Here is a 435-nt window from a genome sequence, read left to right as displayed (position 1 = left end):
CCTTTGAACGGGATCGGTAGCGCCGGCCGCTGGCCGGCAACCTCATTGCCGCCGAAGCGTGCCGACCAAGGTCGGCACCTACCAGGGCATGTCAGCTGGAGGCGCTGCGGATCGCGTCCGGCAACGGTGCGCTCTTGCCGGTCTGCGTATCCATCCACACCACCACCACGTTGCCATCCGAATACAGCTTCGACTCGTCCTGCTGGTCGACGATGCGGTGGCCGATGGTCACGCTGCTGTTGCCCAGGCGCTCGACGAACAGTTCGACCAGGATGTCGTTGGGCCATACGATCGGCAGCCGGTAGTTGACGTTGGTCGCGGCCACCACCGGTGCGATGCGGTCGGTCATCGACACGCCTTCCACACCCAGCATCCAGCGCACGCGCGCTTCTTCCAGGTAGGAGATGTACTTGGCGTTGTTCACATGGCCCATGC

The 435-nt window shown here is 64.1% G+C and carries 1 protein-coding gene; it reads right to left on the bottom strand.

Translation table 11 applies throughout. The features are described 5' to 3' along the window. Positions 1–91 precede the first annotated feature (91 nt). Positions 92–435: acyl-CoA thioesterase (locus DMB80_RS27855; protein WP_111512760.1), on the bottom strand; the 344-nt coding region annotated here is incomplete at its 5' end.

The organism is Mycobacterium kyogaense, from assembly GCF_003254575.1.
Classification (GTDB): Bacteria; Actinomycetota; Actinomycetes; order Mycobacteriales; family Mycobacteriaceae; genus Mycobacterium; species Mycobacterium kyogaense.
Note: the sequence above shows the minus strand (reverse complement) of the source record. Positions and strands in the feature narration are given on the sequence as shown.